Here is a 25,867-nt window from a genome sequence, read left to right on the forward strand (position 1 = left end):
ACCACGCGGAGGTCGGCCATGCGCTTGACCGAGGTCATCGACGTCGTCACCTGCCATGCCGAGGGCTTGGTCGGGATGGTCCGCGCGCATCGCAGGCTTCCCCTCGAAGCCAGTCGTGAGCCAACGTTCAACGCTCTCTCGCGGCATCGGCCCTCGGATCGAGCGCGACGGAGCCCGGCGTCTGCATGCGCGCGAGCGGCACCGACTGAAAATCGGGTCGCTCGCCGGCGGGCCGCGAGGACCTCAGGAATCGGCGCACCATCGTGTAGAGAAGCAGCGCTAGATGCGCCCCGCCGGTGGCGATGAACACGCCGCCCGGCCCGTAGACCTGAATCAGCCACGCCGCCAGCATCGGCCCGGCCATCGTGCCGAACCCGTAGAGGATCAGGAGACCGCCCGAAATCTTTACGAAGTCGGCCGGGTCGGCGAAGTCGTTGGCGTGGGCGACCGCCAGCGAATAGGTCGGATAGATCACCCCGCCGATCACGAAGGCGATGGCGAACAGGCTGATCGCGTCGGCCGACCATAGGGTCAGGGCGGCCAGAGCCGCGCCGACGCCGATCGCTCCCGACAGCATCAGGACGAAGCGGCGGTCGATCCGGTCCGACAGGCGCCCGAGCGGCACCTGGAACACGGCTCCCCCGGCCATCGTGGAAACCAGCAACGTCGAGATTTCGGCCGTCGAGAGACCGATCTCCTGGCCGACCACCGGCGCCATGTTGACCCAGGCACCGGACAGGATACCCGACAGGAAGACGCCGGCCACGGCTGCCGGCGAGTTCCTGTAGATGCTGCGGAGGTCGAGGCGCACCTGCGTCAACGGCTTGGGGCTCGGCGCCCGCGACAGCGCGTTCGGGATCACGGCGGCGGCATAGAAGATCGCGCAAAGCATGAAGGCGGCGGGGAGCGCGGGGTTGGTCAGGGGCATGGCGAACTGCCCCGCCATCATCGCGGCCATGGACACCACCATGTAGATCGAGAACACCCGACCCCGCGTCTCGTTCGTCACCCGCTCGTTGAGCCAGCTTTCGATCACCATGTATGCGCCGGCCAGCGCGAAGCCCGCAATGCCGCGCACCGCGATCCAGGCGAGCGGCGCGATGGCCAGGCCGTGGAGGAGAACGGAGATGGCGAGCAGCGAAGCCAGCGCGGAGAAGGTCCGTACATGGCCCGCCGAGCGGACGATCGTGGGCATCACGAGGCAGCCGAGCGTGAACCCGACCGCATAGCTCGTGCCCATCAGGCCGATCTCGTAGGGGCTCCACCCCTCCAGGGCGGCGCGCACCGGGAGAAGGATCCCCTGCAGGCCCGCTCCCGCCAACAGGAAGAAGGTCGACAGGAGCAGGGAGACGATCGGCAGCAGGCTCTTTTGCATGGACGGCTTCTGACGTGGCTGCGGGACGGCAGGAGTAGCACCTGCGACACCCCGTCTTATAGGGCCGCCGTGATGGTTCTGCGTCGGCGGACGTCATGGCGAAGCGCCGCGATCGACGGGCTTCGATTCTTCGGCCGAAATCGCGGAACCGGCTTTCCGGGCTGAAGGCGCGCACGCCCGCCTCCGCGCAGAACGTGCCCTGCCCTACGCCGGCGGCCGGGACCGCGCCACCCCGTCAGACGAGCTCCGCCGCCCCGCCGACGCGCCGGTATCGGAAGTCGCGGATGCCGCTCTCGGCCTCGTCCTCCGCCGTTCCGAGAATCCGGCGGTGAAGCGGCGAGAGCGAGCAGGCCGGGTCGGTGGCGGCGGCGTCGCCTGCCAGCATCATCGCCTGGCAGCGGCAGCCGCCGAAGTCGATCTCGCGGCGCTCGCAGCTTCGACAGGGCTCCTTCATCCAGGCCGTGCCGCGATAGGCTTCGAAGGCCGGCGAGCGGTACCAGATGTCGGCGAGCGGCATCGTCGCTGCATTGTCGAAGACGAGATGGGGGATCGCAGCGGCGCCGTGGCAGGGCATGGCCGTCCCGTCGGGGGTGATCATCAAGGCGTCACGCGCCCAGCCGCCCATGCAGGCCTTGGGGTAGCGGGCATAGTAGTCGGGCGCGACGAAGTCGATCGCCAGCACTCCCTTGAGCGACGCGCGCGCCGCCTCGACCACGGCGATCTGTCGTTCCACCGCCTCGCGCGAGGGCATGAGCGCCGCGCGGTTCAGGAGCGCCCAGCCGTAGTACTGGACATTGGCGATCTCCAGCCTCTCGGCGCCGAGGTCGAGAGCGAGGTCGATGAAGAGTTCGACCTCGTCGATGTTGCGCCGGTGGATCGGCGCGTTGACGGTGAGCGGCAGCCCGGCCTCGCGCACAGCCTTGGCGGCGGCGAGCTTGCGCTCATGGGCGCCCTTGAGTCGTCCGATCAGCTCCGTGGTCTGCGGCCGCGCGCCCTGGAACGAGATCTGGACGTGATCGAGCCCGGCGCCTTTCAAGGCTTCCACCGTTCGCGCATCGACGCCGACGCCGGCCGTGATCAGGTTGGAATAGAGTCCTCGCTCGGCGAGGCCCGCCACGAGTTCGGGAAGGTCGCGCCGCAGCGTTGGCTCGCCGCCCGAAAGATGCACCTGCAGGACGCCGAGGTCGGCCGCCTGCGAGAAGATCGACAGCCAGTCCTGCGTGCCGAGCTCGCGGTCCGCCTTCAGGAGTTCCAGCGGATTGGAGCAGTAGGCGCATTGCAGGGTGCAGCGATGCGTCAGCTCGGCCAGGATGCCGATCGGAAGGCCGGGGCCGGTCTCGCTCATAGGCGCACCACCATGCGGTCGCTCCAGTCCTGAAGAAAGGCGAGGACGTCCGCCCGCACCTCCGCCTCGTCCGCGCCGTACTCCGCCGCGAGGTCGCGGACGATGGCGCCGGCCTGCGCGTGCCCGTCGCAGCGGCGCAGGATCGCCAGGCTGATCTCGTCGGGCCAGAGCACCTTTTCCGGCGACAGGAGCGCCCAGGCTTGGCGATGCGGATCGAAATGCATGCGGACATGCCTCGGGAGGAACGGTCGCGAGGTGACGTCCGCGACGGGCCTCGCCGGCCTCCTCACGACGACGCCTCCGGCACGAAGGCGCCGGGGGGCACGAAACCCGGCTCGACATAGCTGAAGTGGAGGGCGTCCAGCATGGTCCACAGGATCTGGCACTTGGTCATCAGCGCATCGACGACGAGTTGCTGCGTCTCCCTCGTCCGGGCGTGCTCGCGCACGAAGGCGAGCGCGACGTCCACGTCGCGCGGGGCTTGGGTCAGTCGCGGCTTGAAATAGGCGAGCGTGCCTTCTTCGATATAGGGATAGCGCTGGAGGATGGCCGAGACGCGCTCACCGATCACCTGAGGCGAGAACATCTCTGTCAGCGAGGACGCGATCGCTTCGAGCAGCGAGCGCTTCTCGACCAGGGTGAGGTAGGCGCCGACGCTGAAGCGGGTGGCGGGCAGCGCGAGGCGCTCGGAGGCCACGATGTCCGCATCGAGCCCGAGGCCCGTCGCCAGGTGCATCCAGCGCTCGATGCCGCCGGGCGAGGAACCGTCGCCGTCGTGGTCGAGGATGCGCTCGCGCCAAGCGAGGCGCAGCGGCCGGTCCTCGATCCGCGACAGGATGATCGCGTCCTTGCGCGGGATCGCCGCCTGGTAGCAGTAGCGGTTGAGCGCCCAGGCTTGCATCTGGCCGCGCGTCAGCTTGCCCTCCACCATCAGCCGATGGAAGGGATGGCGGATGTGGTAGCGCTCCGCGCCTACCTGCCTGAGGACATCCTCCAGCTCGGTGGCCAAGAGCGTGCGGTCGAGACGAAAGTCGGTGGTCAAAGGTCGATCTCCATACCGTCCGCCGCGACCTCCCAGCCCGAGCGCTCCACGAGACGGCGCTCGGCCGAGCCCTCGTCGAGGATCGGATTGGTGTTGTTGATGTGGACGAAGACGCGCCGCCGGAGGTCCGCGCCCGCCAGCGCGCGGAGCGACCCGTCCTCGTCCGCGATCGGCAGGTGTCCCATCCGCCGGCCGGTCTTGGTGCCGACGCCGGCCCGTTCCATCTCGCGGTCGGTGAACACGGTTCCGTCGAAGAGAAGCACGTCGCCGCCCTCGATCCGGTCGCGAAACGCCTGATCGACGCGGGCGCAGCCGGGCACGTAGAAGGCCGTCCGCCCAGTCGCGTCCGTTATGCGCACGCCCACCGTGTCGCCGGGATCGGCCTCGAAGTCCTGCTGCGCCTCGCCGGTCTCCAGAAAGAGGGCGACCTTGCCGGGAACGGCGAAGAGTTCGGCGGTCAGCCCTGTCGGCCCCTCCGGCCCTTCGATGGCGAACGGCCGATCGAGCTCGACAGGCAGGCGCCGGACATGCGCGGGGTCGAGCACGCGGAAGATCGGGTTGGCGTCGAGAACGCCGAGCACGCGCGCCGTCGCGTAGAGGTGGAAGTCCTGCCGCTCGCGCAGCGACAGGAGCCCGGCAAGGTGGTCGACGTCGGCATTGGTCAGGATCACGGCCCGGATCGGCGTCGAGCGAAGCGGGGCGCCGGGCGCCGGCTGGAGTTCCGGCGTCTCGTTGATCTGCTGGCGGATGTCGGGCGAGGCGTTGAACAGCACCCAGCCGCCGTCCGGCCCGGCGCTGGCGGCCAGGCTCGACTGAAGGCGCGGCCGGACATTCGGATCCCCGGCCCGCGCCGCGCGGCTCAGACGATAGTTGCAGTTCCACTGCGGGAAACCGCCGCCGGCGGCCGAGCCCAGAATCTTCAATCGCACGTCGCAGCGCCCCGGCAGAAAACGAAACGGCCCGCCGCACATGCGGCGAGCCGTCGTTGCGAGCCCGAAGGCTCCTTACTTCTTGGCGTCCTTGCGCAGCGCGATCTCGGCCTCCGCGTAGCGGGTGATCTCGAAACCGGCGGCGACCTGGCACATCTCGGGCTTCTTCCAGGACTTGGTCATCATGTCTGCTCCGTCATGCAGCCGGACAATCCGGCGTCCGCTGTGGAGCTAGGGTCGGCCACCGTCGGTGAACAGCGCAGAGCCATCAAAGCATCTTGATGGCGGGAAGCGCCGGATCATGGAACAGTCGACGCGCCATACGGAGACCGGCGTTTCCGCCCTTCATCCTTCGTCCGAAGCGACGCATGTTCGGAACACCTCGACGGCATTTCCTGGCCGAAAGCCGATACGCCGCTAGCTTCCAAGACAGGCGATGGGGACCGTATGAACCATGTTTGAAGGGTTCCAGCTGGAGCGGATCGAGCTACCCGAGGCGATCCTGCGCGTCCGCCACGGAGGCAGCGGCCCGCCGCTTCTCCTCCTGCACGGTCATCCTCGCACGCACGCCACCTGGCATCGCGTTGCCCCGCTTCTCGCCGACCGCTTCACGGTGGTTTGCCCTGACCTTCGTGGCTTCGGGCAGTCGTCGAAGCCGCAGGACACAGCCGATCATTCCGGCTCGTCCAAGCGGGCGAAGGCCCGCGACTGCGTGGAGTTGATGCGCCATCTCGGGTTCGAGCGTTTCGGCCTCGTCGGACACGACAGGGGTTCCTACACTGCATTTCGCACCGCCATGGATCACCCGAACGCCGTTGGCCGGCTAGCCATCCTTGACGGCATCCCCATCTCGGACGCGCTTCAACGATGCGATGCACGCTTTGCGACCGCCTGGTGGCACTGGTTCTTCTTTGCACAAGCCGAGAAACCAGAGCGAGCCATACTCGCCGATCCGAACGCTTGGTATGGCGCGAAGCGAAGTGTCATGGGCGAGGAAGCCTTTGCCGACTTCCAAGCGGCCATCCACGATCCGGCAACGGTGCATGGAATGATCGAGGACTACCGCGCCGGTCTAGGAATCGACCGGTTCCACGACGAGGCCGATCGGGCGGCGGGACGCAAGCTTCAATGTCCCCTCCTCGTCCTCTGGTCGGCGCAGGACGACCTTGCAGACTTGCATGGCGACATCCTCGGCATTTGGCGTGGCTGGGCCGAAGACGTCCGGGGTCGCAGCCTCGACTGCGGCCACCACATGGCCGAAGAGGTGCCGTTGGAACTCGCTGCCGAGTTGGAAGCATTCTTTGCCTCCGCGTGAGCCGATCTCCGAGCCCTGAAAATCGACTTGCCTGTCGGGTTTCCTTCGGCGGGTGAATCATCCGGTTCGAGCATGACCGGGATCCGCAGCGTGCGGCGCGCCAAGTCCCACAAGTGGGCGCACCGGGAGCGCGGCGCGTCGGCATCCGTCGATCGATCCCATCAGGTACTCGCAGCCCCGGTTCGGTGTTCCAGCACCACGATGGGACTTCCATCCCGTACGTTATCATAGAGATGGATGACGTCCTGATTGAGAAGCCGGATGCACCCCGACGACACCGCCCTGCCGATCGAAGAAGGCTGGTGCGTCCCATGAAGGCGATAGAGCGTATCGACATTGCCCTGGTGGATGTAGAGCGCCCGCGCTCCCAACGGGTTGGTCGGCCCGGGATCCATTCCGCCGTTTGCGATCGAGTAGGGTTCGAGTTCCGGCTGACGTGCGACCATCGCGTCCGGTGGTGTCCAACGGGGCCACTCGCGCTTGTAGGCCATGTGGGCGCGGCCCGACCAGGCGAAGCCCTGCCGGCCCACTCCGATCCCGTAGCGCGTCGCCCTACCCGGTGCGGTGACGTGGTAGAGGTATTTGGCCGACGTATCGACGATCAACGAGCCGATCGGTTCGCCGGTCGGATCATCGATATCCTCCTGCCGCCAGAACGCGGGATCGACCTTCGACACATCGACCGCCGGCACGGGAAAACGCTCGTTCGGCAGGGCCTGGTACATAAGCGGCGCGGCCGGAGGCACGGGTGGCGACGCTGGCTGCGGCGGCGGAGGCGGCAGGCGCGGCGGAGGTGGGAGTGGTGCGACAACGGATGTGCGCGTGGCAACGCAGCCCGAAAGGGCCAGGGAGCCGAGCGCAACGAGAAAGGCACGGCGGGCGATCGGGCGCGCATCGGTTCGCCCACCGGGCACGGCATCGCGGCCGGCCCCGTTCACGGAAGTGGTCATGATGTCGGTCGCTTGAAATGGGCTGGCGGCAATTCGCTCGCGGGAGGAGCATCGACCAGCCACGGAGACGGAAACGGTGAAGGTGTCCGGCGACTAGTCGTGCTTCGGCGGTCGATCGAGCCCGTCGAACGACCAGTGCGGAACTTCGTCGGCACTGCGATCCAGCGGCAGGGACCGCACGAGAAGCGGTAGGTCCGAAGGGCTGTTGCCGGCGATGTCAGCCAGAAGCTTGCATTCCAAGGTCTGCGTCTGACCAGCCTCGTCCGATGCCGTGTCGCCGGCGACCGTCAACGATACCACCGCCTCCTGCCTACATGCTCCGGCCTGCGCGGTCAGGGAAAGCGCCAGTGTTGCCTGGACCAAGAAGCCCAAGGCCATCGCCGCCGTCGCCAACCATTTCGTCCATGTATGCATGGCACCAAAACTAGGTCGCTTTTCGGCGAAGGGCTATCCACGAGTGTCGATCACAACCGCGTTCGAAACTCCGAGCGCCATCTAGGATGGCTTTGATATTAGATTTGTCTAATTTAGATAATCCTTATATTCTATGTGATCACGGAGGGCATGAAGGTGTTCGAAGCGAAGGCGAACGAAGTCGCCGACATTCTCAAAGCGATATCCAACGAGCGGAGGCTCATGCTCCTGTGCAGGCTTCTGCAGATGGGCGAGGCCAGTGTCGGCTCACTCGCGGAGGCCGTAGGCCTTTCACAATCCGCCCTCTCGCAACACCTGGCGATTCTTCGTGACCAGGACATCGTCGCCTATCGACGGGAGGGGCAGACGCTGTGGTACCGCATCGCCGACGCCCGTATCGAATCTCTTTTCTCGACCCTCCAGGGTCTGTTCTGCCCCCCCGAAGACACTGGCGCTGCGCCCGCCTTGCCTGTTTCCTTGGAAGGCGAGCGGCGGGCGTGATCATGGTCTCTATAGGAGAAGCCCTCGGCGGCATGCTGATCGGCCTATCGGCCGCGATCCTCCTGTTGGCCAACGGACGCATCGCCGGCATCAGCGGCATTCTCGATGGTGCCCTCATGCCGCCGGGCTTGCAGCCTGGGTGGAGGCTCGCGTTCCTTCTCGGCTTGTTCGCCGCTGTGCCCATGCTTTGGCTCGCCGGCTTCGAGCTGCCGTCCATACAAGTGGATGCGGCGCTTCCCGTTGTCGCGATCGCGGGTCTTCTCGTCGGCTTCGGCACCAGGCTCGGCTCGGGCTGCACCAGCGGCCACGGCGTCTGTGGCATAGCGCGAGGCTCGGGACGATCGGTGGCTGCCACCCTTACCTTCATGGCAAGCGCCGCCGTCACCGTCTTCGTCGTCCGCCATCTCTTCGAAGCCTGATCGATGACGCGTCATCTTGCTGCACTCTTGGCCGGCCTGCTTTTCGGCACCGGCCTCGTCCTTTCTCGAATGGTGGATCCGGCCAAGGTGCTTGGTTTCCTCGATCTCTTCGGCGCGTGGGATCCGAGCCTCGCCTTCGTGATGGTCGGCGCAATCGTCGTGACGGCTCCGGCCTTTGCGCTCGCGCGGCGTATGAAGCGTCCGCTGGCAGCGTCTCGCTTCGAGCTTCCGGAGCGGCGCGATGTCGATGGTCGGCTTCTCGGAGGCTCTTTGGTGTTCGGGATCGGCTGGGGTCTCGTGGGCCTGTGCCCAGGTCCAGCGCTCACCGCAATCGGCCTGGCCCCTCTCCCCGCACTCGTCTTCGTCGCGGCGCTGATCGCCGGCACGCTGCTCTTCCGCTTTACGCTCGGACGCTCCGCAGAGGCTCCGGCAAACACGAGCGGCTAGAGGTTTGACCCTTTGAACTCCGCCCGGCCATGCTGAACGCCGATCGCGTGCCCAACAAGCATGGTCCCGGACAGGAGGATGGGGAAGAGAGGAGCGAGAACTCGCCACCACGATCGCTCCAGCGCGATCGCATAGGAAGAGACAACGAAGTCTGCTGAATGGTTGCCGCGATGCGCTATCGGTTCCGCCGGATCGACAGGATTGGATCACAACCGATAGGACAAACGCCGTCCATCAGGCTGCCCTTACACGCAGTAGTTATGATTGCCGGTTCGCCGATGGCGTCCAGGCAGTCACAGCGATCCGCAGGCTCCCCATAGAGGCCACCTATGTTTGCCCTCAGCGGGCCTGCGAGGGCGTCACCGGTGCCGCCGAAACGCAGCCGCGTCCGCCAAGACATTGACCAGTTCGGTCAATTTCTCGCGGACCTCACCGTCCTCGACCCGAGAAAGGGCGACGCGCAACTCCTCGTCACCAAGGCTGTTCGGAACGGTCCCGGCGGGCTTTCCATCACAAGAACCCGCATCCTTCGAGAAGAAGAAGGTGAGATCGACACCGAGGCAGTCCGCCACTTTGAACAGCGTGCTTGCGCTGATCCGGTTCCGGCCGGTCTCATATTTGTGAATCTGCTGGTATGTCAGGCCCAACTCGGCAGCGAGCGCGGCCAGCGTCATCTGCCGGCGGAGGCGAGCCGTCTTGATCCGATCGCCGATGCTGCGATCCAGCTCGTCTGTTGATGGCATAGGCCGAGTCTTATCCTCACTCTGCGCGACGATGTTTGAGCGACATGCAAGCACATCGCTCCCTGCGTGTCGCATCATATATCAATAACGTACGATTTCGACATTCAATCCTCGATTGAATATGGTCGGGCTCACGCTTCAAGCAGGCTATTCGTCGAGGCATGGAATGAGTGAGCGGACGGCGCGGCCTCCGATTGCGCCCCAGAATTTTCTCGGCGTCTGGACCTGGAACGTCAAAACCGGGATCGTCATTGCTTGCAGCGACGTCTGCCTCTACGCGAACATTCCGAGCGATGTCGGCATTCATGGAGTGGCGACAGAACGGTTCTACGCGGCGATCCATCCGGACGATCGGGACGGGCTTCGGCGGCAAGTCGCCATTGCCTTGCAGGGTGAGGAAATCTTTCTTGCCGAGTACCGAATGGTCAGCGTGGAATATGGCACGGTTTGGGTTCGTTCGTCGGGGCGCTGCTTCCGGGACCCGGCCGGAAACCCGTCGCACATCTCCGGTTACCTCAGCCGGATCGATGCGGAACAGAACGCCAAGACCGACGACGCAACGAACCTAGAGGAGGTGATCGAACATCTCACCGAGGCTCGCCTGGCGGCGGCGAGACTGTCGAGACCCACCCTTTCCAAATTGATCGCAGCGGTGTTGCTGGAAGCTGGCTTTCAACTCGCCGGCCTCTTCAGACGGAATTGAACCGGCCGACCGACGAACGCTGAGGGATGGCAAGGCACTGGAACGTGATGCAACGCCCCCCCGATCCGACCACGACAGAAGCCGATAACTCCTGATCGCATTCACTCGCCTCGAGGAAGGACGGAATCATGGATTCACGTGCGATCCCTTTCTCGTATCTGATCGTTGCGTGCGTCGTCGCCACCGTGCTCGCCGTACGCGCCTTCACCATCCCCGAAGCTCGAACATCGCGGACCCTGAAGCCGCGAGCCGGTTCGGACCTTCCCTCTCACCTCGATCCCATCCTCTCCCATCGAAGCCTGTCTCGAAGCGATAAGGACATCTCCGCGAACGAAGCACGCTGACCAGCCTCATCTTAGGGTCATCGGTCGGAGCCCGTCCGTGCGCGACGTTAGACGGTTCCTTCGACAAGCGCGAAAACGCGCCCTCGGTTTGGGCAGGCTGGCGACGGGCTGACGCGAGGCTCACCCTGGTTGATACGATCTATATGTTATGACATAACGGAATGGGTCTCGATCGGTGTGATTCGAGATTCGCGTCTCGGCAAGCGAAACCAGTCGCCCGCTTCCTTCGAGAGAAGTTTACCCGTCCCCGATCAGACCATCGGAAACCATGTCGCCTTCCATCCTTCGATTTGCCGCCATTTGTTACGTTATACTGTTCTCTTCGGTCGCGCCGGCTGCGGATGCCTCCCTGCAAGTCGTTGCCAGTTTCTCCATCCTCGGCGACTTCGCTCGGGAGGTTGGCGGGTCCCATGTCCACGTAACGACGCTGGTCGGACCCGACGCGGACGCCCATGTGTTCGAACCGAAACCCGCTGACGCAAAAGCCCTTGCGCGTGCGAATGTGGTGCTGGTCAACGGCCTGGCATTCGAGGGCTTTCTGCCGCGCATCGTGAAGGCGAGCGGAACCCAAGCGCCGATGGTCGAACTTGCGGGTGGGATCGATGCCCTGGTCGATCCGAGCGGCGGGCATTACCACTTCACCGGCGGCCGGGCGACCTTTCACGCGACACCCAACGATCCGCACGCATGGCAGTCGATCGGCAACGCCAAGGTCTATGTGCGCAACATCGCAGAAGCTTTCTGCGAGGCAGATCGCGCCCATTGCCCCGACTACGAGGCTAACGCGGCCAGCTACACCGAAGTGCTCTCCGACTTGGACGGGGAGATCCGGCAGACCTTGGCCGGGGTTCCCGCCGACAGGCGGACGGGCGTCATCGGCCACAACGCCTTCCGCTACTTCGAGCGCGACTACGGCGTGACCTTCCTGTCACCGCAAGGCGTTTCGACGGGCTCGGAAGCCTCGGCGGCGGATGTCGCCGCTCTGGTCCGCGAGATCCGTGAGCGCCGTGCGACGGCGATCTTCGCGGAGAACATTTCCGACACGCGCCTCGTCCGGCAGATCGCGTCCGAGGCGGGCCTCGAACTCGGCGGCACGCTCTATTCGGACGCGCTCTCGCCCCCGGACGGCCCGGCGCCGACCTATGCCGACCTGATGCGTCACAACGCGCGGACCATCGCGACGGCGCTCGCCCCGAACTGACGCGGCACGCCCCTTTCCCAACACCATTTCTACGGAGACCACCATGCTGCGATCATTCGCCTGCGCGTCGGGCATCTCGCTCGTCCTTGCCGCCAATGCCTTCGCCGAGGAAGCCGCGCACGGCCATGAGGACGTGACACTCTACCGCGTGTTCGTCGGTGACCACACCGCCCCCCGGATCACCGCCTTCGATCTCGAAGACCCCGGCCGGCGCTGGTCGTTCGACACGACCGGCCAGAGCAAGCTCTTCGCCGTCGACGAAGGGTCGGCCGTCGTCGCGGTCCAGTCCGACGACGATGCCGTCCACGTCATCGACAGCGGCATCTCGCTCCATTCCCACGGCGACCATTCCGACATCGCCATCGCCGATCCCGCCGCCGTCCCGGGGACGCTGAACGGGCCTCGGCCCTTTCATCTGATCGACCACGGCGGCAAGGTCGCGATCAACTTCGATCGCGGGGGATATGCCGAGATCCTCGATGCGCATGCGCTTTCCGGGGGCCGGATCGAGACCACGCGCCTCCCCCAGGACCGGGCGCATCACGGCTATGTCGCGCCCATCGGCAATGCGTGGGTGACCAGCGTCGCTTCCGACGCGCCCGTGGAAGGCGACGCAGCGCCCAAGCGCGTCGGCCTCCGGCAGGTCGAGGCGGACGGCACGCCCGTCGGCGAGGTCGCCGCCTGCACCGGCATTCACGGCGAGGCCTTTTCCGGCGCCTATCTGGCGACGGGGTGCAGCGAGGGCATCCTCACGGTCAGCGCCGGGGCGGACGGCCCCTCGTTCCGGATGCTGCCCTATCCCGCCGACTTCCCCGCCGGAGAAAGCACCGGCACGCTTCTAGGCTCCAAGAGCCTGCAGGTGTTCCTCGGCAACTACGGGGCCAAGGGCCTCGTGGTGGTCGATCCGACCGACGAGCCGCACCTGCGCTATGTCGATCTGCCGTTCCGACGCGTCGACTTCACCCTCGATCCCGCCAATGCCCGCTTCGCCTACGTGCTGACCGAAGACGGCACGCTCCATCAGGTGGATGTTCTCGACGCACGCATCGCGCAAAGCGCTCGCGTGACGGAACCGACCTCCATGGACGGGCACTGGAACGATCCTCGTCCGAAATTGGCCATGGCCGGCGACGAGGTGATCATGACCGACCCGAAGGCGGGCCTCGTCCGCCGGATCGCGAAGGAGACGCTGGAGGAGACCGGCACGATCACTGTCGAGGGCATGCCCTACAATCTCGTCGTGGTCGGCGGCAGCGGCGTGGTGCACGAGGGCGACGGCCACGATCATTCGGGCCACGCGCACAGCCACGGCGATCCGCAGATCTATGCGGGCTACTTCGAGGACAGCCAGATCCAGGACCGCCCCCTGTCCGACTATGCCGGCGACTGGCAGTCGGTCTATCCGTACCTCCAGGACGGTACGCTGGAGCCGGTCTGGCAGCACAAGGCCGAGAAGGGCACCAAGAGCGTGGCCGAGATCAAGGCCGAATACGAGACCGGCTATCGCACCGACGTCGAGCGCATCACCATCGAGGGCGACGCCGTCACCTTCTACAAGGACGGCAAACCGACCAAGGGCTCCTACGTCTACGACGGCCGCGAGACCCTGACCTACAAGAAGGGCAACCGCGGGGTTCGCTTCATCTTCAGGAAGACGGACGGCGACGCCGACGCTCCGCAGTTCATCCAGTTCAGCGACCACGGCATCGCGCCGGCCAAGGCCGACCACTACCATCTCTACTGGGGCGACGACCGCGCCGCCCTTCTGGAGGAGGTCACGAACTGGCCCACCTACTACCCGTCCTCGCTCAATGCGAAGCAGATCGTCGGCGAGATGCTGGCGCACTGACCACAGCGACCAGCTGCCAGGAAAGCCACCGGGACCGATGACTGAAAAGGCGGGCGCCAGGACACGGCGCCCGCCTTTTCGTCTCAGAAGACCGTCATCGAATCCTCCGCAAAGGCGCGACACCGCGTGCGCCGGGGCACATCGATCGAAACGGAGCCTTGCCCGACGACGCGCGTAGCCCATAGAAACGACCTATGATCGACCGCTATCATCTGCGCTACTTCCTGGCCGTCGTGGACACGGGCAACTTTTCCCGCGCCGCAACCGCCTGCAATGTGACGCAGCCCACGCTTTCGGTCGGGATCGCCAAGCTGGAGCAGGGGCTCGGGCGCACGCTGTTCCACCGGACCAACCGGCGCGTCGAACTGACCCAGGCCGGGGCGGCGCTTCTGGCCCATGCCCGCGCGATCGAGGCCGGTTTCACTGCGGCCGAGCGCGAGGCGGCGGGCGCCGTCTCCGTCCCGACTGTCCGCCTTGGCATTCTGACCACCGTTCCCCGCCGGTGGATCGAGCGCTTCCTTCTCGGCTGGCAGGCCCGAGGAGGCGGCGAGCGGCTGGAGATCGTGGAGGGAAACGAGCGCGACCTCCGGACCCGGCTGGCGCGCGGTCGGATCGACGTGGCGCTGACGATCCTGCGCGACGATGCGGATCGCGCCGCAGGCCGGAGCATCGCGTCGGAAGGCTATTCGCTGGCGCTCAGTGCTTCGCACCCGCTGGCCGGGCGCGGTCGACTGCGGGCCGAGGACCTCGTCAACGAGCCGATGCTCGTGCGCCGCCATTGCGAGCTACTCCCTGAGACCAGCCGCTTCTTCACGGCCCGCGGCGTCCGCCCCTTCTTCTCCGCCCGCACCACCAGCGACGACAAGGCCTTGGCCTATGTGCGCTCGGGCATCGGCCTCACCGTGATGCCTGACGGCTTCTCCGAACAGGGAGTCGTGCGCGTGCCGTTGGAGGACTTCGCCTTCCGACGCGACTTATGGCTCGTGCCGGCACGGCAGTCGGAAGCGCGAGTGCCGATCTTCGATGCACTCGCCGAGGCGCTCGCCTCTTCGCTTCAGTCATAGAAGACTTCTATGATCAGTCGCCGCATCTTTCAATTTTGCCCGCAAGGGCGGAGGTCGTAGTGTCGTCACGACAGGCTTGGGAGGGCACGTTGGCGGAACTGGATTACGGCCTCGGCGAGATGGCGGACACGATCCGCGACACCACCCGCCGCTTCGCGCGCGACCGGATCGAGCCGATCGCCGCTTCGGTGGATCGCGAGGACCGTTTCGCCCGCGAACTCTGGCCCGAGATGGGCGCGCTCGGTCTCCACGGGATTACCGTGGAGGAGGAGCACGGCGGCCTCGGCCTCGGCTATCTCGAGCATCTCGTCGCCTGCGAGGAGGTGAGCCGCGCCTCCGCCGCGATCGGCCTGAGCTACGGCGCCCATTCCAACCTCTGCATCAACCAGATCCGCCGCTGGGCGACGCCGGAGCAGAAGGCGAAGTACCTTCCGAAGCTCGTTTCCGGCGAGCATGTCGGCAGCCTCGCCATGTCGGAAGCGGGCGCGGGCTCCGACGTCGTGTCGATGAAGCTCAAGGCCCACAAGGTGGACGGCGGCTGGCGCCTCAACGGCACCAAGTTCTGGATCACCAACGCCTCCCATGCCGACACGCTGGTCGTCTATGCCAAGACCGACCCGGAGGCCGGCTCCAAGGGCATTTCGACCTTCCTCATCGAGAAGGACTTTCCGGGCTTCTCGATCGGGCAGACGATCGACAAGGTCGGCATGCGGGGGTCGCCGACGGCCGAACTGGTCTTCGACGACTGCTTCGTGCCGGATGCCCAACTCATGGGGCCGCTCAACGGCGGCGTGAAGGTGCTGATGTCGGGGCTCGACTACGAGCGGGTGGTGCTCTCCGGCATCCAGGTCGGCATCATGCAGGCCTGCCTCGACGTGGTCCTTCCCTATGTGCGCGAGCGCAAGCAGTTCGGCCGGCCAATCGGCGACTTCCAGCTCATGCAGGCGAAGGTCGCCGACATGTATGTCGCGCTGAACGCCTCGCGCTCCTATTGCTATGCCGTCGCCAAGGCCTGCGACGCCGGCCGGGTCACCCGCTTCGACGCGGCGGGCTGCATCCTCTTCGCCTCCGAGAGCGCCGTGCGCGTGGCGGGCGAGGCGATCCAGGCGCTCGGCGGCGCGGGCTACACGCGCGACTGGCCGGTGGAGCGCTACTGGCGCGACGCCAAGCTCCTCGATATCGGCGCCGGCACCAACGAGATGCGCCGCATGCTGGTCGGCCGCGAACTCGTCAAGGGCGATGCGCCGAGGGTCCAGTAGGTCCGCCATGCCGACGCTCCGCTCGTTGATCGACACCGGGTCGCAGACCTTCGCCGCGCAAGCCGCGCACAATCTGGCCCTCGCGCAGACACTGCGCGAGAAGACGGCGGCGACTGCGCTCGGCGGCTCGGCCGAGCACCGCGCCCGCCACGTCGCGCGCGGCAAGCTCCTGCCACGCGACCGGGTCGGACGCCTTCTCGACCCCACCTCCCCCTTTCTCGAGATCGGCGGGCTTGCAGCCAATGGGATGTATGGCGACGCCGCGCCGGGCGCCGGCATGATCGCCGGCATCGGCCGCGTGTCGGGCCGCGAATGCATGATCGTCGCCCACGACCCTACGGTGAAGGGCGGCGCCTATTTCCCGATGACGGTAAAGAAGCACCTGCGCGCGCAGGAGATCGCCTTCGAGAACCGGCTCCCCTGCATCTATCTCGTGGATTCGGGCGGCGCCAACCTGCCGCACCAGGCCGAGGTCTTTCCCGACCGCGACCACTTCGGCCGCATCTTCTTCAACCAGGCACAGATGTCGGCGGCGGGCATCCCGCAGATCGCCTGCGTCATGGGCTCCTGCACGGCGGGCGGCGCCTATGTGCCGGCCATGTGCGACGAGACGGTGATCGTCCGCAACCAGGGCACGATCTTCCTCGCCGGCCCGCCCCTGGTGAAGGCCGCGACGGGCGAGGTCATCTCGGCCGAGGAGCTGGGCGGTGCCGAAACGCACGGCCGGCGCTCCGGCGTGGTCGACCATGTCGCCGACAACGACAGCCACGCGCTCCTGATCGTGCGCGACATCGTCGGAACGCTCAACCGGCCGAAGGCGGCCGATATCAAGACTCTGCCCCCGCGCCCGCCCCTCCTCGACCCGGCCGAGCTGTATGGCGTCGTCCCGGCGGACCTGCGCACCACCTACGACGTGCGCGAGGTCGTCGCCCGGCTGGTGGACGGGTCCGAGTTCCACGAATTCAAAGCGCTTTACGGCACGACGCTGGTCTGCGGGTTCGCGCACATCTGGGGCATGCCGGTGGCGATCCTTGCCAACAACGGCGTCCTGTTTTCCGAAAGTGCCTTGAAGGGCGCCCACTTCATCGAGCTCGCATGCCAGCGCCGGGTGCCGCTTCTCTTCCTCCAGAACATCTCGGGCTTCATGGTCGGCGGTCGCTACGAAGGCGAGGGCATCGCCAAGAACGGCGCCAAGCTCGTCACCGCCGTCGCCACCGCCACCGTCCCGAAGATCACCGTCCTGCTCGGCGGCAGCTTCGGCGCCGGCAACTACGGCATGTGCGGCCGGGCCTACTCGCCCCGCTTTCTGTTCTCCTGGCCGAACGCGCGCATCTCGGTGATGGGCGGCGAACAGGCGGCGAGCGTGCTTGCCACCGTCCATCGCGATGCCGAAACCTGGACGCCGGAGGAGGCGGAAGCCTTCAAGGCGCCGATCCGCCAGAAATACGAGGACGAAGGCAACCCCTACTACGCCACGGCCCGCCTCTGGGACGACGGCGTGATCGACCCGACCCAGACCCGCGACGTCCTCGGCCTCGCCTTCTCGGCCACGCTCAACGCTCCCATTCCGGAGCGCCCGCGCGCCGGCCTGTTCCGGATGTGACGATGATCACCAGCCTCCTCATCGCCAACCGGGGCGAGATCGCCCGCCGCATCATCCGCACCGCCCGGCGCTTGCGGATCCGCACGGTGGCGGTTCATTCCGACGTCGATGCCGGCATGCCCTTCGTCGCGGAAGCCGACGAGGCGGTGTGCATCGGCACCGCGCCGGCCGGCGACAGCTACCTCCGGCAGGACCGGATCCTCGAAGCCGCGCGGGCAACGGGCGCGCAGGCCATCCATCCGGGATACGGTTTCCTGTCGGAAAACGCCGAGTTCGCCGAGGCCGTCGAGGCCGCCGGCCTCGTCTGGGTCGGCGCACCGGCCTTCTCCATCCGCGCCATGGGCCTGAAGGACGCCGCGAAGGCCCGGATGATCGAGGCGGGGGTGCCCGTCACGCCGGGCTATCTCGGCGCCGACCAGTCGCCCGAGCGGCTGGCCCGGGAGGCCGAGGCGGTCGGCTTTCCGCTTCTGATCAAGGCGGTCGCCGGCGGCGGCGGCAAGGGCATGCGCCGCGTCGATGCCGCTTCGGAGTTCCCTGCCCTCTTGGATAGCTGCCGACGCGAGGCGGCGGCGTCCTTCGGCGACGACCGCGTGCTCCTTGAACGTTACATCACCGCGCCCCGCCATATCGAGGTTCAGGTCTTCGGAGACCGCCACGGCAACGTCGTCCACCTCTTCGAACGCGACTGCTCGCTGCAGCGCCGCCACCAGAAGGTGATCGAGGAGGCCCCTGCCCCCGACATGAGCGACGCGGTGCGCGACGCCGTCTGTGATGCGGCGGTGCGGGCGGCGAAGGCCGTGGACTATGTCGGCGCCGGCACGATCGAGTTCATCGCCGACGGGTCGCAGGGGCTTCGGGCCGACCGCATCTGGTTCATGGAGATGAACACGCGCCTCCAGGTGGAGCATCCCGTGACGGAGGCGATCACCGGCCAGGACCTCGTGGAATGGCAGCTCAGGGTGGCGAGCGGCGAGCCCTTGCCCTTGCGGCAGGACGCGCTGTCGATCCGCGGCTGGGCCATGGAGGCGCGCCTCTACGCGGAGAACCCCGCGACCGGGTTCCTGCCCTCCATCGGCCCGATCGACCGGCTGCGCTTTCCCGCGGGCGTGCGGATCGACAGCGGCGTAGCCGAAGGCGGGACGATCACGCCCCACTACGACCCGATGATCGCCAAGCTGATCGTCCACGGCGACACGCGCCAGGACGCGGCGCGCCTGCTCGCGCGGGCGGCGCGCGAGGTGCAGGTCTGGCCCGTGAAGACCAACGCGGGCTTCCTGGCGCGGGCGGCCAGCCATCCGGACTTCGTCGCCGGGCGCATCGATACCGGCTTCATCGAGCGCCACGCAAGCGACCTCGTTCCCGGCACCGAGCCGCCCTTGGCCGTCGCCGAGGCTGCGGCGGCGGCCCTCGTGCCCGCGCCGACCGGCGATCCCTGGACCGGCCTCCCCGGCTTCCGCCTGAACGCTCCTCCGGACATCGAGATCGACCTGGAACTCGGCGGGCAGCCGCGCCGCGCCAGCCCGAAGGCGCATGCCGGCACCGTCGTGGTGGCCGACGGCGTCGCCTTCCTCGACGGGGAAGCCTGGCCCTTCGGCCTCCCCCGGACCGAGCGGGCCGGCGGCGAGAGCGAAGGCGACGGGGCGATCCTGTCGCCCATGCCGGGGACGATCATCGCCGTCAACGTGGCCGAGGGCCAGGCTGTGGCCAAGGGAGAGACGCTCATGGTCCTGGAGGCGATGAAGATGGAACAGGCGCTGCTGGCGCCCTTCGACGGGACGGTGACCACCTTGAAGGCGACGAAGGGCGCACAGGTGCCGGAGGGTACATTGGTGGCCCGCATCGAGCGCGGGGAAAGCTGATGGCCGGACGCCATTTCGAGGACTGGACGGTCGGCGATCGCCTCGTTCACGAAATCCGCCGCACCGTGACGGAGACGGACAATCTCCTGTTCACGGTCATGACCCACAACCCGCAGCCGCTGCATCTCGACGCCGAAGCCGCGCGCGCCAGCGAGTTCGGCCGCATCCTCGTCAACGGCACCTACACGTTTTCGCTGATGGTGGGACTGTCGGTCGGCGACACGACGCTCGGCACGCTGGTCGCCAATCTCGGCTACGACAAGCTTGTTCATCCCAAGCCCGTCTTCATCGGCGACACGCTACGCGCAGAGACGGAGATCCATGCGCTGAAGGATAGTCGCTCGCGCCCGGACGCGGGCATCGTGACCTTCGCGCACCGCATGCTGAACCAGCGCGAGGAGACCGTCTGCGAATGCCTGCGCACGGCGCTAGTCAAGCGTCGGGACGCGGCATGAGGCTGCGATCGCTCCTCTTCGTGCCCGGCGACCGGCCCGAGCGCTTCGCCAAGGCGGAGGCGAGCGGCGCGGACGCGCTGATCCTCGACCTCGAAGACGCCGTCGCCACAGCCGCCAAGGCCACGGCGCGGGCGGCCGTCGCCTCGCGGCTCGCCGAGGTGCGCGGTAGGGCGCGCCTTCTGGTCCGGGTCAATCCACTGGGCACGCAGCTCTTCGACGCCGACCTCGAGGCCCTGCGGGGCCTTTCGCCCGACGCGATCATGCAGCCGAAGGCGGAGGGGAGCGCCAGTGTCCTCGCCTGCGCCGAACGTCTCGAAGCGGCCGGCATCGCGGCGCCGATCCTGCCGATCGCCACGGAAACGCCGGCCGCGATCTTCCGGCTCGGCACCTATGCCGACGTGAAGGACCGGCTTGCCGGGCTCACATGGGGCGCAGAGGATCTGCCCGCTGCGATCGGCGCCGCCACGAGCCGCGAGGCGGACGGGCGCTTCACGGCTCCTTACGAGATCGCCCGCTCCCTCACCCTCTTCGCCGCCCATGCGGCCGGGGTGGCGGCGATCGAGACGGTCTATCCCGCCTTTCGCGATGAGGCCGGCCTCCGGGCCTTCGCGGCCCGGGCGGCGCGTGACGGCTTCACCGGCATGATGGCGATCCATCCGAGCCAGGTCGCCATCATCAACGCGGCCTTCACGCCGGACGCGGAGGCGATCGCGATTGCCCGTCGCATCGTTGCCGCCTTCGCCGCCGCGCCGGATGCCGGCGCGCTTCAGGTGGATGGGCGGATGATGGATGCGCCCCATCTCGTCCAGGCCCGCAAGCTTCTGGCCCGCGCAGGGGAAAGCGAATGACCGAGACTGCCGAATCCGCCTGCTATTTCGAGCGCGAAGGCGAGAACGCCTTTCGCGCCACGCGAATGACCGAAGGCGCCTGGAACCCCGCCGAGCAGCACATCGCGCCGGCGCTCGGGCTCATCGCCCATGCGATCGACGCGGACATGGCGCGGCGGCGCGGCGACGACCGGCTGGTATTGGCCCGCCTGTCCTACGACATCCTCGGCGTGATCCCGATCGGCACGGTGACGCTCGAGGTCAGCGTGCTGCGCCCCGGCCGCACGATCGAGCTGGTGGAGGCGCGCCTCCACTACGACGGCCGGCCGTGCGTGCTCGCGCGCGCCTGGCTCCTGAAGGCCTATGACACGGGCGCGATCGCCGGTTCGGCGCTCGACCCCATGCCCGCGCGCGAGTCGCTGAGCGCCCATACGTTCGACGGCACCTGGGAGGGCGCCTGCGTGCGCACGCTGGAAGGCCGGCGCGAGCAGTTGGCGCTGGGCCGCGCGCGCGGCTGGCTGCGGACCGAGGTGGCGTTGATCGGCGGCGAGAGCGTCGGCCAGACCGCGCGGATGCTGGGAATGGTGGATTTCGCCAACGGCATGACCCCCCGCTGCGGTCCGGAAACGGCGCTCTTCCCGAACGTCGATCTGACGGTGCATCTCCTGCGCGAGCCCGTCGGCGACTGGCTCGGCTTTGACACGGCGGTGAGCTTCGGCCCGGTCGGCATCGGCCTCACCCACACGATCCTGCACGATGCCGACGGGCCGCTCGGCTCCGTCGCGCAGAGCCTGACGGTGCGCCCGCGCTGAACGGCGCCGTCAGTCGTAGCGCCGCTCGTCGGCAATCACCTTGCCGTCGCGCGGCAGCGAGCCGGGCGAGACGATCCGCGCGGTGCCGCGCAGCTTCGTGACGGCCGCCAGCGTTTCGGCGAGCGCGGAAGCCACGCCTTCATCGGCGCCCTCCGCATGGAGCACCATCACGTCGCGCTCGCCCTCGCGCGTCACGACGAGCCGCAGGTGCCCGACCTCGGGATGACGGCGGGCCACGGCCGCCACCTGCTCGGGGCGCACGAACATGCCGCGCACCTTGGTGGTCTGGTCGGCCCGGCCCATCCAGCCGCGGATGCGCGGCGCGGTGATGCCGTCCGCGGCCGGGCTCGTATGAAGCGCGGTAAGGTCGCCCGTCGCGAAGCGGAAGAGCGGATAATCTTCGTTCAGACGCGTGACGACGAGTTCGCCCACCTCGCCCGCCGGCACCGGGTCGCCCGTTCCCGGCGCGACGATCTCGACGATCGCGTCCTCGCTGATCGCCATGCCGTCTTCGGCCGCGCCGGTCTCATAGGCAATGATGCCGAGATCGGCCGTGCCGTAGGCCTGCCGCACGGTCAGACCCCGCCCTTCCAGCTCGCGCTTGAGCGAGGCCGGCAGCGCGGCACCCGAAACGAGCGCCAGGCGGAGGGAGGAGACGTCCGCGCCGAGTTCGGCGGCTTTGTCGAGCAGCACCTTCAGAAAGTCGGGCGTGCCGACATAGGCTCGCGGGCCAAAGCGGGCAATAGCCTCGACCTGCGCCTCCGAGCCGGCCGTGCCGGCCGGGATCACCGCGCAACCCAGCGCATGCGCGCCGCTCTCGAACATCGCGCCGGCCGGGGTCAGGTGGTAGGAGAAGCTGTTGTGGAGCACGTCGCCAGCCTCCAGCCCCAGCGCATGAAGCGCGCGGGCGGCGCCCCACCAGTCGCTGCCGAAGCCTTCCGGGTCGAGGATCGGCCCCGGCGAGACGAAGAGGCGCGCCAGGCGGCCAGGCTCTCTCAGGGCAAGGCCGCCGAAGGGCGGACGCTCGCCCTGCAGGCGCGGCAGGTCGGACTTGCGCAGGACGGGCAGCCGCGACAGCGCCTCCGGCGTTCCGACCGCGTGCGGATCGATCTCGCCGAGATGCGCCTTCCAGCCCGGCGCCGTTTCCAGCGCGCGGCCGAGGAGGTCGCGGAGGCGAGAGAACTGCGCGGCCGTGCGCGCCGCCGGCTCGCGCCGGGCGAGGGTCGTGTCGAAGCCCTGCATGAGGATGTCCTTCCGATGCCGCGTCAGGCGAGCCAGCGCTTGCGCCGCCGGTAGTGCTTGACGTTGTGGTAGTCGACCTTGCCGCCGCCCCCGAGATAGAACTCCTGGACGTCCGGGTTGGCGCGCAGCGTCTCGGCCGAGCCGTCCATCACCACGTGACCGTTCTCGATGAGATAGGCGTGGTCGACGATGCGCAGCGCCGCCGCCGCGTTCTGCTCGACGAGCAGGACCGACAGCTTCTCGGCCCGGTTGATCTCGCCGATCATGGCGAAGATCTCCGAGACGAGGAGCGGCGAGAGGCCGAGGCTCGGCTCGTCCAACATGATGAGGCGCGGGCTGGACATCATGGCGCGGCCGATCGCCAGCATCTGCTGCTCGCCGCCCGAGAGATAGCCGGCCTTGTGCCGCGCCCGCTCCTTCAGGCGCGGGAAATAGGCGTAGACCCGGTCGCGCAGGGCGTCGAGTTCGCCGCGCGAGCCCTTCAGCGGAAAGGCGGCGACGAGGTTCTCGTCGGGCGTCAGGTGCCCGAAGATGCGCCGCCCTTCCAGGACGTGGACGATGCCGGCGCCCACCCGGTCGGGCGGGCCCATGGCGCGCACGTCGCGCCCGTCGAACGTGATCTCGCCGCGCGTCACCTGTCCGCGCTCGGGGCCGAGCAGCCCCGAGATGGCCTTCAGCGTCGTCGACTTGCCCGCGCCGTTGGCACCGAGCAGCGCCACCATGCCGCCCTCCTCCAGCCGGAGCGACACGCCCTTGATCGCGAGAAACACGCGGTCGTAGATCACCTCGACATTGGAAAGCGACAGGAGGGCCATGGCTCAGCGTCCCTCGCGGAAGCCCTTGGCGCCGGCCTCGATCTCCTTCTGGACGATCTCGCCGTAGTGCGAGCCCCAGTCGGTGACCGGCACCCAGGCCTGGCCGTCCCACTCGGACACGCGTCCGAAGCCGCCGCCCTGGTGGTCCTTCGGCGTGATGGTGATCGGCGGCATCAGGCCTTCTGCGTTGAAGTTCGAGATCTTCTGGAACCCGTCCTTGAGGCGCTCGCCCGTGAGCTCGCCCCCGCCGTCGGCCAGCGCGAGGCGGGCCGCCTCCACCGCGACGGCCATGGTGGCGACGCCGAGATTGTAGGCCGATGAGCCGACCAGCTCGGCATTGCCGGCGCCCTTGCCCGGCGCCACGACCTTCTCCTCGATGCGCTGGAGGATCGGGTTGTCCTTGCCGGGCGCAACGGCCTCGAAGCGCTTGACGCCCTTCATCACGTCCGGCCCGACGGTGCGCGCGTCGGTCTCGGTGAGCCAGACGACGGACAGGATCTTGTCGGCCGAGATGCCGTTGCGGATGGCCTCGCGCACGGACACCGCCTGCCCGCCGCCCGCGCCCCAGATCAGCGCGTAATCGGGCCGGTAGCGACGCACCTCGGTCCAGGTCGAGCCCTGCTCGTTGCCGGGGCTCGCATAGGCGAAGGTCGAGACCTCGAACCCCTTCTCGGCTGCCAGATCCTTCAGGACATTGATCGGCTCACGGCCGAACGGGCTGTCGATGTGGACGAGGGCGATCTTCTTGCCGGCAAGGCCGCCACCCTTTTCCTCGATCCAGTTGGCCAGCACCGTCGCCTGGCTCCAGTAGGTCGCCATCATCGGGAAGATGTAGGGGAAGGTCTCGCCGTCGGAGGCGTCGCCGCGCCCGTGCACGGGCGTGATCATCACCACCTTGTCCTGCAGCACCTGCGGCACGAGGGCGCGCGAGACGGGCGTCGAAAGGAAATCGAAGAGGATCGCGCCCTGGTCGCGCGCCCGGTTGTAGGCCTCGATGCCACGCTGCGGCTGGTTGCCGGTATCGGAGACGAGGGCTTCGAACTTGTGGCCGTCGATACCACCCTCTTCGTTGACGAGGGTGAGATAGTCGCGCTGGCCTTGATTGTATTCGCCCGTCACGAACGTGTAGACGGCCGTGAAATCCTGCGGCATGGCGAACTTGATCGTTTCCTGCGCCAGGGACGCGCCGGACAGACAGAGCGAAAGGGCGAGCCCTCCGACGATCGATGCGAGACGGCGATGCATGATGGTCTCCTCCGGTTTTTCTTGTGTGTGGGCGGTCAGCGTCTCGCGTGGCGGAAGGGCCAGACGAGGAAGTAGTTTCGGATGTTGTCGTAGATCTTCGCCATGCCGAGCGGCTCCATCAGGAGGAAGCCGACGATGAGGGCGCCATAGGCCATCATCGGGATGTGCGAGAGGAGATTGGTCGAGACGGAGAGCCATCCGGCGCCGGACAGCGCGATCACCAGGTTGGTGAGGACGATCGGCGCGAGCAGCACGAAGCCCGCGCCCAGGAACGCGCCGATGACCGAGCCGAGACCGCCGACCAGCACCATCGCGACGAGCTGGATCGAGACGTTGAAGGTGAACTGCTCCGGCGTGACCGCGCGGTAGTAGCAGAAGGCGAGCACCGCACCCGACACGCCGCCGAGAAAGGACGAGGTGAAGAAGGCGACGAGCTTGGTGCGGAAGGGATCGACGCCGATCACGGCCGCCGCGAAGTCCTTCTCGCGGATGGCGACGAGCGCGCGGCCGAAGGCGGTGCGCTTGACGTTCAGGATGAAGAGCGCGGCCACCACGGCCCAGGCGAGCGCCGCCCAGTAGCGCGCCCAGGGGCCGTCCAGCGGCAGGAAGAGAAGCGAGACGCGCGGGGTCTGGAGCGTTGCCTGCGCGCCGCCCGAGATGGCCGGCACGTTGATGATGACCCAATCCACAAGGTACTGCATGGCGAGCGTCGCCATGACGAGGTAGAGGCCCTTCACCCGCAGCGCCGCCGCGCCGAAGACGCAGCCGATCACGGCCGAGACGAGCCCGGCCCCGATCAGCGCGAGCTCGAAGGGGGCACCCGCCCGGGTCAGATGGATCGAGGTGTAGGCGCCGATCGCCATCACCGCCGCGAAACCGAAATGGAGCTGGCCGGCGATGCCCATGAGAAGCGTGAGCGACAGCGTCGCCGCGCTCCAGACCAGCCAAGGCAGAAGGTAGGAGCCGAGATAGAGCGGCGACACGAGGAAGGGCGCGGCCACGGCCAGCAGGAGCACGAGGCAGAGCGCGTAGCGGTCGGCCGGCACGCGCCAGAGGCGGGCATCGGAGCGATAGGTCGTGTGGTGGACGCCGGCGAGCCTATAGAACAT

At 67.6% G+C, this 25,867-nt stretch carries 27 protein-coding genes; 15 read left to right on the forward strand and 12 right to left on the reverse strand.

Annotation, left to right across the window (positions count from 1 at the left end; genetic code table 11):
• Positions 1–127 precede the first annotated feature (127 nt).
• The 5 genes from O5O54_RS16805 to pqqB form a co-directional block, all read right to left on the reverse strand.
• Positions 128–1,375, reverse strand: a complete 1,248-nt coding sequence (locus O5O54_RS16805) for an MFS transporter (protein WP_279482985.1) — start codon at positions 1,373–1,375, stop codon at positions 128–130.
• Positions 1,376–1,610: 235 nt separating this feature from the next.
• A complete protein-coding gene (pqqE, locus tag O5O54_RS16810; protein ID WP_279482986.1) occupies positions 1,611–2,720 on the reverse strand; it encodes a pyrroloquinoline quinone biosynthesis protein PqqE in 1,110 nt (369 codons plus the stop codon).
• Positions 2,717–3,010, reverse strand: coding sequence for a pyrroloquinoline quinone biosynthesis peptide chaperone PqqD (pqqD, locus tag O5O54_RS16815; protein WP_279482987.1), 294 nt, complete (start codon positions 3,008–3,010; stop codon positions 2,717–2,719). The genes pqqE and pqqD overlap by 4 nt, the downstream gene beginning before the upstream one ends.
• Positions 3,007–3,762, reverse strand: a complete 756-nt coding sequence (gene pqqC / locus O5O54_RS16820) for a pyrroloquinoline-quinone synthase PqqC (RefSeq protein ID WP_279482988.1) — start codon at positions 3,760–3,762, stop codon at positions 3,007–3,009. Before pqqC ends, pqqD begins: the two co-directional genes overlap by 4 nt.
• A complete protein-coding gene (gene pqqB / locus O5O54_RS16825) occupies positions 3,759–4,691 on the reverse strand; it encodes a pyrroloquinoline quinone biosynthesis protein PqqB (RefSeq protein WP_279482989.1) in 933 nt (310 codons plus the stop codon). Before pqqB ends, pqqC begins: the two co-directional genes overlap by 4 nt.
• A gap of 454 nt (positions 4,692–5,145) precedes the next feature.
• Between pqqB and O5O54_RS16830 the strand changes: the two genes are divergently transcribed.
• Positions 5,146–6,006, forward strand: coding sequence for an alpha/beta hydrolase (locus O5O54_RS16830; protein ID WP_279482990.1), 861 nt, complete (start codon positions 5,146–5,148; stop codon positions 6,004–6,006).
• Positions 6,007–6,167: 161 nt separating this feature from the next.
• On the opposite strand, the gene O5O54_RS16835 is transcribed toward O5O54_RS16830, so the two are convergent.
• Together O5O54_RS16835 and O5O54_RS16840 are read right to left on the reverse strand one after the other, a co-directional pair.
• Positions 6,168–6,956, reverse strand: a complete 789-nt coding sequence (locus O5O54_RS16835) for a L,D-transpeptidase (RefSeq protein WP_279482991.1) — start codon at positions 6,954–6,956, stop codon at positions 6,168–6,170.
• A 93-nt stretch (positions 6,957–7,049) separates the two neighbouring features.
• Positions 7,050–7,349, reverse strand: coding sequence for a hypothetical protein (locus tag O5O54_RS16840; protein WP_279482992.1), 300 nt, complete (start codon positions 7,347–7,349; stop codon positions 7,050–7,052).
• A 171-nt stretch (positions 7,350–7,520) separates the two neighbouring features.
• Between O5O54_RS16840 and O5O54_RS16845 the strand changes: the two genes are divergently transcribed.
• From O5O54_RS16845 to O5O54_RS16855, 3 genes are read left to right on the forward strand one after another with little or no spacing between them, the layout of a single operon-like run.
• On the forward strand, positions 7,521–7,871 hold the full coding sequence (locus O5O54_RS16845; RefSeq protein ID WP_279482993.1) for a metalloregulator ArsR/SmtB family transcription factor: 351 nt from the start codon (positions 7,521–7,523) through the stop codon (positions 7,869–7,871).
• Positions 7,872–7,873: 2 nt separating this feature from the next.
• Positions 7,874–8,290: a YeeE/YedE family protein gene (locus tag O5O54_RS16850; protein WP_279482994.1), complete on the forward strand. Its 417-nt coding sequence runs from the start codon at positions 7,874–7,876 to the stop codon at positions 8,288–8,290.
• Between the two features lie 3 nt (positions 8,291–8,293).
• A complete protein-coding gene (locus O5O54_RS16855) occupies positions 8,294–8,737 on the forward strand; it encodes a DUF6691 family protein (RefSeq protein ID WP_279482995.1) in 444 nt (147 codons plus the stop codon).
• 359 nt (positions 8,738–9,096) lie between these two features.
• On the opposite strand, the gene O5O54_RS16860 is transcribed toward O5O54_RS16855, so the two are convergent.
• Positions 9,097–9,480 carry a helix-turn-helix transcriptional regulator gene (locus tag O5O54_RS16860; RefSeq protein ID WP_279482996.1) on the reverse strand — a complete coding sequence of 128 codons (384 nt, stop codon included), beginning with the start codon at positions 9,478–9,480 and terminating at the stop codon, positions 9,097–9,099.
• Between the two features lie 166 nt (positions 9,481–9,646).
• On the opposite strand from O5O54_RS16860, the gene O5O54_RS16865 reads away from it, so the two are divergent.
• The 11 genes from O5O54_RS16865 (at position 9,647) to O5O54_RS16915 (ending at position 21,456) form a co-directional block, all read left to right on the forward strand.
• A complete protein-coding gene (locus tag O5O54_RS16865; RefSeq protein WP_279482997.1) occupies positions 9,647–10,183 on the forward strand; it encodes a PAS domain-containing protein in 537 nt (178 codons plus the stop codon).
• 128 nt (positions 10,184–10,311) lie between these two features.
• Complete coding sequence (locus O5O54_RS16870; RefSeq protein ID WP_279482998.1) at positions 10,312–10,527, forward strand: hypothetical protein; 216 nt, start codon at positions 10,312–10,314, stop codon at positions 10,525–10,527.
• 349 nt (positions 10,528–10,876) lie between these two features.
• The gene (gene aztC / locus O5O54_RS16875; RefSeq protein WP_347814894.1) at positions 10,877–11,728 is read left to right on the forward strand and encodes a zinc ABC transporter substrate-binding protein AztC; all 852 of its coding nucleotides are present in this window, start codon (positions 10,877–10,879) and stop codon (positions 11,726–11,728) included.
• A gap of 1,222 nt (positions 11,729–12,950) precedes the next feature.
• Complete coding sequence (locus tag O5O54_RS22475; protein ID WP_407061724.1) at positions 12,951–13,577, forward strand: ZinT family metal-binding protein; 627 nt, start codon at positions 12,951–12,953, stop codon at positions 13,575–13,577.
• Positions 13,578–13,771: 194 nt separating this feature from the next.
• Positions 13,772–14,641: a LysR family transcriptional regulator gene (locus tag O5O54_RS16885; protein WP_279483001.1), complete on the forward strand. Its 870-nt coding sequence runs from the start codon at positions 13,772–13,774 to the stop codon at positions 14,639–14,641.
• 119 nt (positions 14,642–14,760) lie between these two features.
• The gene (locus O5O54_RS16890; protein ID WP_279483076.1) at positions 14,761–15,900 is read left to right on the forward strand and encodes an isovaleryl-CoA dehydrogenase; all 1,140 of its coding nucleotides are present in this window, start codon (positions 14,761–14,763) and stop codon (positions 15,898–15,900) included.
• Positions 15,901–15,907: 7 nt separating this feature from the next.
• On the forward strand, positions 15,908–17,503 hold the full coding sequence (locus tag O5O54_RS16895) for a carboxyl transferase domain-containing protein (RefSeq protein WP_279483002.1): 1,596 nt from the start codon (positions 15,908–15,910) through the stop codon (positions 17,501–17,503).
• 2 nt (positions 17,504–17,505) lie between these two features.
• The gene (locus O5O54_RS16900) at positions 17,506–19,362 is read left to right on the forward strand and encodes a biotin carboxylase N-terminal domain-containing protein (protein ID WP_279483003.1); all 1,857 of its coding nucleotides are present in this window, start codon (positions 17,506–17,508) and stop codon (positions 19,360–19,362) included.
• The gene (locus tag O5O54_RS16905) at positions 19,362–19,817 is read left to right on the forward strand and encodes a MaoC family dehydratase (protein WP_279483004.1); all 456 of its coding nucleotides are present in this window, start codon (positions 19,362–19,364) and stop codon (positions 19,815–19,817) included. The genes O5O54_RS16900 and O5O54_RS16905 overlap by 1 nt, the downstream gene beginning before the upstream one ends.
• Entirely contained in the window at positions 19,814–20,665 is an 852-nt protein-coding gene (locus O5O54_RS16910) for a CoA ester lyase (protein ID WP_279483005.1), read from the forward strand. Before O5O54_RS16905 ends, O5O54_RS16910 begins: the two co-directional genes overlap by 4 nt.
• Positions 20,662–21,456, forward strand: a complete 795-nt coding sequence (locus O5O54_RS16915) for a thioesterase family protein (protein ID WP_279483006.1) — start codon at positions 20,662–20,664, stop codon at positions 21,454–21,456. The genes O5O54_RS16910 and O5O54_RS16915 overlap by 4 nt, the downstream gene beginning before the upstream one ends.
• Before the next feature lie 9 nt (positions 21,457–21,465).
• Here O5O54_RS16915 and O5O54_RS16920 read toward each other — a convergent pair whose 3' ends face one another.
• From O5O54_RS16920 to O5O54_RS16935, 4 genes are read right to left on the reverse strand one after another with little or no spacing between them, the layout of a single operon-like run.
• Positions 21,466–22,698, reverse strand: coding sequence for a phenylacetate--CoA ligase family protein (locus O5O54_RS16920; protein WP_279483007.1), 1,233 nt, complete (start codon positions 22,696–22,698; stop codon positions 21,466–21,468).
• A 23-nt stretch (positions 22,699–22,721) separates the two neighbouring features.
• Positions 22,722–23,513, reverse strand: a complete 792-nt coding sequence (locus O5O54_RS16925; protein WP_279483008.1) for an ABC transporter ATP-binding protein — start codon at positions 23,511–23,513, stop codon at positions 22,722–22,724.
• Positions 23,514–23,516: 3 nt separating this feature from the next.
• The gene (locus tag O5O54_RS16930; RefSeq protein WP_279483009.1) at positions 23,517–24,758 is read right to left on the reverse strand and encodes an ABC transporter substrate-binding protein; all 1,242 of its coding nucleotides are present in this window, start codon (positions 24,756–24,758) and stop codon (positions 23,517–23,519) included.
• Positions 24,759–24,793: 35 nt separating this feature from the next.
• On the reverse strand, positions 24,794–25,867 hold the full coding sequence (locus tag O5O54_RS16935; protein ID WP_279483010.1) for a branched-chain amino acid ABC transporter permease: 1,074 nt from the start codon (positions 25,865–25,867) through the stop codon (positions 24,794–24,796).

Origin of the sequence: Aureimonas sp. SK2 (assembly GCF_029813115.1) — a bacterium.
GTDB lineage: Bacteria > Pseudomonadota > Alphaproteobacteria > Rhizobiales > Rhizobiaceae > Aureimonas.

Excerpts from the sequence above, each read along its gene's own strand:
- O5O54_RS16805 (WP_279482985.1), bottom strand. The coding sequence starts at position 1,375 with ATGCAAAAGAGCCTGCTGCCGATCGTCTCCCTGCTCCTGTCGACCTTC.
- pqqE (WP_279482986.1), bottom strand. The coding sequence starts at position 2,720 with ATGAGCGAGACCGGCCCCGGCCTTCCGATCGGCATCCTGGCCGAGCTG.
- O5O54_RS16830 (WP_279482990.1), top strand. The coding sequence starts at position 5,146 with ATGTTTGAAGGGTTCCAGCTGGAGCGGATCGAGCTACCCGAGGCGATC.
- O5O54_RS16835 (WP_279482991.1), bottom strand. The coding sequence starts at position 6,956 with ATGACCACTTCCGTGAACGGGGCCGGCCGCGATGCCGTGCCCGGTGGG.
- O5O54_RS16845 (WP_279482993.1), top strand. The coding sequence starts at position 7,521 with ATGAAGGTGTTCGAAGCGAAGGCGAACGAAGTCGCCGACATTCTCAAA.
- O5O54_RS16850 (WP_279482994.1), top strand. The coding sequence starts at position 7,874 with ATGGTCTCTATAGGAGAAGCCCTCGGCGGCATGCTGATCGGCCTATCG.
- O5O54_RS16855 (WP_279482995.1), top strand. The coding sequence starts at position 8,294 with ATGACGCGTCATCTTGCTGCACTCTTGGCCGGCCTGCTTTTCGGCACC.
- O5O54_RS16860 (WP_279482996.1), bottom strand. The coding sequence starts at position 9,480 with ATGCCATCAACAGACGAGCTGGATCGCAGCATCGGCGATCGGATCAAG.
- O5O54_RS16865 (WP_279482997.1), top strand. The coding sequence starts at position 9,647 with ATGAGTGAGCGGACGGCGCGGCCTCCGATTGCGCCCCAGAATTTTCTC.
- O5O54_RS16870 (WP_279482998.1), top strand. The coding sequence starts at position 10,312 with ATGGATTCACGTGCGATCCCTTTCTCGTATCTGATCGTTGCGTGCGTC.
- O5O54_RS22475 (WP_407061724.1), top strand. The coding sequence starts at position 12,951 with ATGCCCTACAATCTCGTCGTGGTCGGCGGCAGCGGCGTGGTGCACGAG.
- O5O54_RS16885 (WP_279483001.1), top strand. The coding sequence starts at position 13,772 with ATGATCGACCGCTATCATCTGCGCTACTTCCTGGCCGTCGTGGACACG.
- O5O54_RS16890 (WP_279483076.1), top strand. The coding sequence starts at position 14,761 with ATGGCGGACACGATCCGCGACACCACCCGCCGCTTCGCGCGCGACCGG.
- O5O54_RS16895 (WP_279483002.1), top strand. The coding sequence starts at position 15,908 with ATGCCGACGCTCCGCTCGTTGATCGACACCGGGTCGCAGACCTTCGCC.
- O5O54_RS16900 (WP_279483003.1), top strand. The coding sequence starts at position 17,506 with ATGATCACCAGCCTCCTCATCGCCAACCGGGGCGAGATCGCCCGCCGC.
- O5O54_RS16905 (WP_279483004.1), top strand. The coding sequence starts at position 19,362 with ATGGCCGGACGCCATTTCGAGGACTGGACGGTCGGCGATCGCCTCGTT.
- O5O54_RS16910 (WP_279483005.1), top strand. The coding sequence starts at position 19,814 with ATGAGGCTGCGATCGCTCCTCTTCGTGCCCGGCGACCGGCCCGAGCGC.
- O5O54_RS16915 (WP_279483006.1), top strand. The coding sequence starts at position 20,662 with ATGACCGAGACTGCCGAATCCGCCTGCTATTTCGAGCGCGAAGGCGAG.
- O5O54_RS16920 (WP_279483007.1), bottom strand. The coding sequence starts at position 22,698 with ATGCAGGGCTTCGACACGACCCTCGCCCGGCGCGAGCCGGCGGCGCGC.
- O5O54_RS16925 (WP_279483008.1), bottom strand. The coding sequence starts at position 23,513 with ATGGCCCTCCTGTCGCTTTCCAATGTCGAGGTGATCTACGACCGCGTG.
- O5O54_RS16930 (WP_279483009.1), bottom strand. The coding sequence starts at position 24,758 with ATGCATCGCCGTCTCGCATCGATCGTCGGAGGGCTCGCCCTTTCGCTC.
- O5O54_RS16935 (WP_279483010.1), bottom strand. The coding sequence starts at position 25,867 with ATGTTCTATAGGCTCGCCGGCGTCCACCACACGACCTATCGCTCCGAT.